Annotated in this window: 5 protein-coding genes; 4 read left to right on the top strand and 1 reads right to left on the bottom strand. The window is 31.6% G+C overall.

Annotated features, from left to right (window positions below):
- The first annotated feature begins 35 nt into the window (after window positions 1-35).
- Entirely contained in the window at window positions 36-668 is a 633-nt protein-coding gene (locus ACN0WY_RS14900; protein ID WP_330487268.1) for a YceI family protein, read from the top strand.
- A gap of 56 nt (window positions 669-724) precedes the next feature.
- Here the strand turns inward: ACN0WY_RS14900 and ACN0WY_RS14895 are convergent, their stop codons facing one another.
- Window positions 725-2263, bottom strand: a complete 1539-nt coding sequence (locus ACN0WY_RS14895; RefSeq protein ID WP_330487269.1) for an oligopeptide:H+ symporter — start codon at window positions 2261-2263, stop codon at window positions 725-727.
- A 197-nt stretch (window positions 2264-2460) separates the two neighbouring features.
- On the opposite strand from ACN0WY_RS14895, the gene ACN0WY_RS14890 reads away from it, so the two are divergent.
- From ACN0WY_RS14890 to ACN0WY_RS14880, 3 genes are read left to right on the top strand one after another with little or no spacing between them, the layout of a single operon-like run.
- Complete coding sequence (locus ACN0WY_RS14890; protein WP_330487270.1) at window positions 2461-3147, top strand: TetR/AcrR family transcriptional regulator; 687 nt, start codon at window positions 2461-2463, stop codon at window positions 3145-3147.
- Window positions 3131-4801 carry a peptidase domain-containing ABC transporter gene (locus ACN0WY_RS14885; protein ID WP_417800871.1) on the top strand — a complete coding sequence of 557 codons (1671 nt, stop codon included), beginning with the start codon at window positions 3131-3133 and terminating at the stop codon, window positions 4799-4801. Before ACN0WY_RS14890 ends, ACN0WY_RS14885 begins: the two co-directional genes overlap by 17 nt.
- Window positions 4802-4807: 6 nt before the next feature.
- Entirely contained in the window at window positions 4808-6169 is a 1362-nt protein-coding gene (locus ACN0WY_RS14880; RefSeq protein WP_417800870.1) for an HlyD family secretion protein, read from the top strand.
- Window positions 6170-6196 lie beyond the last annotated feature (27 nt).

The following is a 6196-nucleotide window of genomic DNA, read 5'->3' as shown; positions in this document are numbered from 1 at the left end:
ATTAAATTAGTAAATTCAATCATAAAATAAACCTCATGAAAAAAATCGTTTATTCTTTAGTTATCTGTTTTACAGTTTTTCAAATGACATCTTGTAAATCAGAAGCAAAAAAAGAAACAGAGACCACAAAGGAAGAAATTAAAACAGAAAAAAAGGCTGCATTTGTATTGCAAGATGCTGACAACCTAATAAACTGGACCGCTTATAAAACGACTGAAAAGGTTCCTGTAAATGGGCAATTTCAAAAAGTAAACATTACTGCTGGTGGTGAAGCTGACACAGCTAAAGACGCTATTAACAATGCCGAGTTTTCTATTCCTGTAAGTAGTATTTTTACAAAAGATACTAGTAGAGATTTTAAAATTAAAAAGTTTTTCTTCGGAGTAATGGATAACACTGAATTACTTTCTGGTAAATTAGTGTTGGAAAATGATTCTATTGGTCATGCCAACTTAACCATGAATGGAGTAACTAAAAAGCTTCCTTTTAAATATACTTTAAACGGAAAAGAATTCAGTTTAAATGCTACGATGAAGATTACCGATTGGCAAGCTGAAAATGCTTTAGACTCTTTAAACACTGCTTGTAAAGATTTACATAAAGGTGCAGATGGTGTTTCTAAAACATGGGATGAAGTAGCTTTAAACATTACCTCTGTTTTTAAATAAAAACAGACCAACACATATTTTTAAAAGCCTCAGAAATTACTCTGAGGCTTTTATTTTTAATGTACTTCAAACATCCATTTTTTTACAGGCTTGTAAGCAACAATGACCAGCAAGCCTATAATTGCTGAAATAACACCTAAATTGGCATACACAGAAACATACGAGTACAATTGATGAAAAACTTCTGATTGTTCCATAACAGTTTTTGATGACAAACCAGTGAACAATTCTGTTACCTTTCCAAAAAAACCTTTTGAAAACACCCCTAAACTACCATTAACAACAGTGGTTAACTTAGCTATTTTTCCCGCAAAAAAATGTCCATAAAAATTAGCCGAAAACCATACCCCCATTATAAAAGCAATATATTTTACAGGTGATAACTCTGTCATTTTAGACAATCCTATTGGAGATAAAAACAACTCTCCTGTAGTTAGTATAAAATATCCCAGAATTAAATACACCATTGGAGTTTTTGCTAAATCATCTACCTGATAACCTGACAAGCCAAAAGTTATAAAACCTACCCCCAAAAACAACAAACCCAATCCAAATTTTATAACTGAGTTCGGGTTTTTATGTGTCCTGTGTAAATACCCCCATAGCATTGAAAATGGAATTGCCATTAGAATTATAAAAGTTGAATTGACACTATTGGTTTGAGCTGCATTTAAACCTATTAGGTTTACATTCCTATCAGCAAACAAAGTCAATGAACTACCTGCCTGTTCAAAGATTGCTGCAAACAAAGTATATAAAACTGTAAAAAAAATAGCTACAGAAAGTTTTTTGCGCTCTTTTGAAGTCACAGATCGTAGTATTTTTACTAAATACAATAGCAGCAATAGCGAAACAATCCAAACTAAGTAATGCTCAAACTCATGATAATAAACGATCAATGCAAATACTGGAACAGACAAAAGCGCTCCTATTGTAACCAAATTCCCCCTTTTTATCCCAAATTGTTTTTCCTCAAACAATTCTTGATTTGGAACTAAACCTTTATTTTCAAAAACGTTTCTTTTAAGACCTCCTTTGAAAACAATCAATCCTAACAACATACCAATTCCTGCCAAAACAAATCCGTAGTGCCAACCATATAATTCTGCCAACCATGCACATAATAGTGGAGCAACTGCTCCTCCTATATTTATCCCCATATAAAAAATAGTAAATCCAGCATCTCTTCTACTATCTCCTTCTGTATACAGTTTACCTACAAATGATGATATATTTGGTTTAAAAAAACCATTTCCAACAATAATTAAGGATAATGATCCATAAAAAAATACTGGATGTTCAAAAGTTAAAAAGAAATGTCCTAGTGCCATTAATACTCCTCCTAAAACAATTGCTTTTCTAAATCCTAAAATTTTGTCAGCTAGCATTCCTCCAATCATTGGAGTTACATATACTAACGACATATATGCTGCGTACACTCCGAATGACATTTCATCAGAAAATAATAAATGCTTGGTCATGTACAATACCAATAATGCTCGCATTCCATAAAAGGAAAAACGCTCCCATAATTCAGCAAAAAATAAATACAGTAATCCTCTTGGATGTCCTAAAACATCTGTTCTTGAATTCATATGTTTAATAATTTTTAAGTTTTCACGAATATATTTTTCAACTAAAAAAAACAGAAGACATGTAGTAAATTGTAGTAAAAAATAAGCTTTTGTAATTTTTTGTAACCCTATTAATGAGAAAAATTAACATCTTATTAATAACTAAAAACGCTTTAATAATAGTTTTACTATTATATTTGCGCTGTTAATTTTTATTTATGAGAAATTTACTATCAAACATAAAAATAGAAATCCCTTCTGGTATTTATATTAAAGATCCTGAGACCTCAGATTTGGGTAAAAGAATAATAGAAAACAGCATCCTATTAATTGAAGAAATTGGTTTTGAAAACTTTAATTTTAAAAAGCTAGGTAAAGTAATAGGTTCTAACGAAAGTTCTATTTATCGTTATTTTGAAAGTAAGCATAAACTCTTGGTTTACCTAACATCTTGGTACTGGGGATGGATTCAATACTTATTGGTAATTGAAACTTATAGCATTAGCAACCCAAAGGAGAAGTTAATTAAAGCTGTTGAAGTTCTTGCTAGAAAAGCTGAGCAGGACAATAATTTTATGCATATTAATGAAGCCTTACTTAACTTAATTGTCATTAATGAGAACTCAAAATCATACTCAACAAAAGAAGTTGATATAGAAAATAAAGAAGGTTTTTTTAAATTGTACAAAGAAGTGGTAAAACGTTTTGCTGAAATAATTAGTAATTACAATAACTCGTATAAGCACCCACTTACACTTGCTAGCACTATTATTGAAGGTATTTTACACCAGCAATTTATAAAACTACATTTTAAATCACTTACTAACTGTGATGAAAACACCACTACTACCTCCTTTTTTATCGAACTAATTTTAAATGTACTTTCCAATGAAGAAGAAAAATAAGCTCACACCATGGCAGCGATTTCTAGGTTTAATTAACCTAGAAAAAAAAGACACGTTACAAATTGCATATTACGCTATTTTTGAGGGGATTGTTGCTCTATCATTACCTTTAGGAGTACAAGCCATTATCAACTTACTACAAGCGGCACAGGTTTCTGCTTCTTGGATTGTATTAGTTATATTAGTAACTGCTGGTGTTGCTTTTAGTGGCCTATTAAAGCTCATGCAATTTAGAATTATTGAAACCATTCAACAACGAATTTTTACCAGAGCATCTATAGAGCTTAGCTATCGCTTTCCAAAAATTAAAATGATAGAACTACGAAATTATTATCCACCAGAACTTGCCAATCGTTTTTTTGATACATTAACCATTCAAAAAGGTATTTCAAAAATATTGATAGATGCCCCTTCTGCTCTGTTACAAATTATTTTTGCGTTATTACTCCTGTCATTTTACCATCCATTTTTTATCATTTTCGGATTGTTAGTTTTACTATTAATCTATGTTGTTTTTAAGTACACCGCAGAAAAAGGGTTAGAAACGAGTTTAAAAGAGTCTAAAAACAAATATAAAGTAGCTCACTGGTTACAAGAAGTTGCAAGAACTATTATAAGTTTTAAATTATCTGGAAAAACAAAACTAGCACTTGAAAAAAGTGATCTTCTGGTAGATGATTATCTAAAGTCTAGAGAGAGTCACTTTAAAGTACTCGTCATGCAGTATATTCAAATGATTAGTTTTAAAGTAATTATTACTGCTGGCTTATTACTTATCGGTGGTTTTTTAGTGCTCACCCAACAAATGAATATTGGCCAATTTGTCGCTGCTGAAATTATTATCATCCTAATTATGAATTCTGTAGAAAAATTGATTTTAGGGCTTGAATCTTTTTACGATGTACTAACCTCTATAGAAAAACTAGGAGAGGTTATCGACAAACCTATAGAGCTACAAAAAGGCAGCAGTATTAATAGAGATAAACCTTTTAAAATTGAACTTCAAAATGTTTCCTATCTTGTGAACAACAGACCAAATCCCGTAATTAACAATGTTTCGCTTGAAATTAATCCTACTGATAGAATTTTACTTCAAGGAAGTAGTAATTCTGGAAAGTCTAGTTTAATTCAATTAATTTCTGGTTTAATCGAGCCAACCTCAGGGCATATTTTTGTAAACGATTTATCTCTAAAAAGTATTTTTATCAACAATTACAGAGCAAACTTAGGTTTGTCTCTCTCTGAAGAAACCCCTTTTAAAGGAACCATTAGAGAAAACATAACTTTTGGAGACAGTACTATAACTGATGAAGAAATATATACTATTTTTAAAATTACTGGATTAACAGAATTTCTAAAACAACAACCAAAAGGTTTGGACACTTATTTAAAACCTGAAGGAAAGCTCATTGCCTATACAGTAGCCAAAAAAATTATTCTTTCTAGAGCAATAATCAAGAAACCTAAATTATTAATTTTAGAAGATCCTCTTGATCAATTTGAAAAAAACGAAGCTGAGAAGATTATTGATTTCATTACAGACACTTCTCAACCATGGAGTTTAATTATTGTAAGCCGTAATGAACATTGGAAAGAGAAGTGTAACAAACAAATTACCCTTAAAAAAGGTAGTCTAACTAACTTTAAATCGTAGGTAAGCATGTTAAACATATCAAAAAACACCATTTCAGACCAAATAGATATTACTAAATTTAAGTCTGGTAAAGATATTTTCACAAAAGAGTATCACAAATTATTTAAACGATTTTTACTAGTTTTTTCTGTAATCTTAGTAATCGTCTTGTTTTTACCTTGGACCCAAAACGTGTCTAGTGAAGGACGTGTTACCACTCTTAAACCTAATCAACGTCCGCAAACACTTCAATCTCAAATACCTGGTCGTATAGAAGAATGGTTTGTGCAAGAAGGAGATTTCGTAAAGAAAGGAGACACTGTTTTAAGAATTTCAGAAATAAAAAGCGGTTATTTCGACACAAAACTTGCCGAGAGAACCGGTAAACAGTTAAACTCGAAAACCTTGTCTGCTAAAGCGTATACTCATAAAATTGGTGCTTTAAAAAATCAGCTTGGGGCAATTAAAAAAGAACGCAAATTAAAACTAGAACAAGCAAAAAATAAGTTGAAACAAGCTTATTTAAAAGCTAAAAGTGATAGCATCGATTTTGAAGCTATTAAAATAAAGCAAAAAATTGCTCAAACACAATTTGATAGAACCGTTACCTTAGAAGAAGAAGGTTTAAAAGCTGTTAAAGATGTTGAAGAAAAGAGAGCAAAACTTCAAGAGTTATCAGCTAAATTAATTTCTCAAGAAAATAAGTTCTTTACTTCTAAAAACAATATTATCAATGCTCAATTAGCAATTAGCAGCACACAGGCTTCTTACGCTGATAAATTGTCAAAAACAGAGAGCAGCTTGTATAGTGCACAATCTGGTGCCTATGAAGCAGAAGTTCAAGTTTCAAAACTGGAAACGAGTTTAGCCAATTATAGCAAACGAAACTCTTTATTGTTTATTACCGCCCCCCAAGACGGGTACATTAATAAAGCTATAAAGTCTGGTATTGGTGAAACTTTTAAAGAAGGGGAGCAATTAGTAAACATTATGCCTGCTCATTACGATTTAGCTGTTGAAATGTACATACAGCCTATCGATTTACCGTTGATTCACATTGGTGAAGAAGTTCGCGTTCAATTTGACGGTTGGCCCGCAATGGTTTTTAGTGGTTGGCCCAATGTGTCATACGGAACTTACGGTGCTAAAATTGTTGCTATTGAAAACTTTATTAGTAGCAATGGAAAATACCGTGTTTTAATTGTTCCTAACAACAAACAAGAACCATGGCCAGAAGCCATAAGGGTAGGTTCAGGTGCAAAAACCATCGCCTTATTGGAAAATGTCCCTATTTGGTTTGAGTTATGGAGGCAAATTAACAGCTTCCCTCCTAACTTCTATCAACCAAAGAATAAAGAGAGTGGTAAAAAGTCAAAAAAAGAAGCCTAAAAAACACTTAATAAAACAATAAAAAAC

It is taken from the genome of Tenacibaculum sp., assembly GCF_048269885.1.
Lineage (GTDB): Bacteria > Bacteroidota > Bacteroidia > Flavobacteriales > Flavobacteriaceae > Polaribacter.
The sequence above is the reverse complement of the archived record's forward strand: the minus strand, read 5'-3'. Positions and strand labels throughout refer to the sequence as shown.

What these genes read in the sequence shown, in the direction of transcription:
- ACN0WY_RS14900 (WP_330487268.1), top strand. Translation starts at nt 36, where the DNA reads ATGAAAAAAATCGTTTATTCTTTAGTTATCTGTTTTACAGTTTTTCAA.
- ACN0WY_RS14895 (WP_330487269.1), bottom strand. Translation starts at nt 2,263, where the DNA reads ATGAATTCAAGAACAGATGTTTTAGGACATCCAAGAGGATTACTGTAT.
- ACN0WY_RS14890 (WP_330487270.1), top strand. Translation starts at nt 2,461, where the DNA reads ATGAGAAATTTACTATCAAACATAAAAATAGAAATCCCTTCTGGTATT.
- ACN0WY_RS14885 (WP_417800871.1), top strand. Translation starts at nt 3,131, where the DNA reads ATGAAGAAGAAAAATAAGCTCACACCATGGCAGCGATTTCTAGGTTTA.
- ACN0WY_RS14880 (WP_417800870.1), top strand. Translation starts at nt 4,808, where the DNA reads ATGTTAAACATATCAAAAAACACCATTTCAGACCAAATAGATATTACT.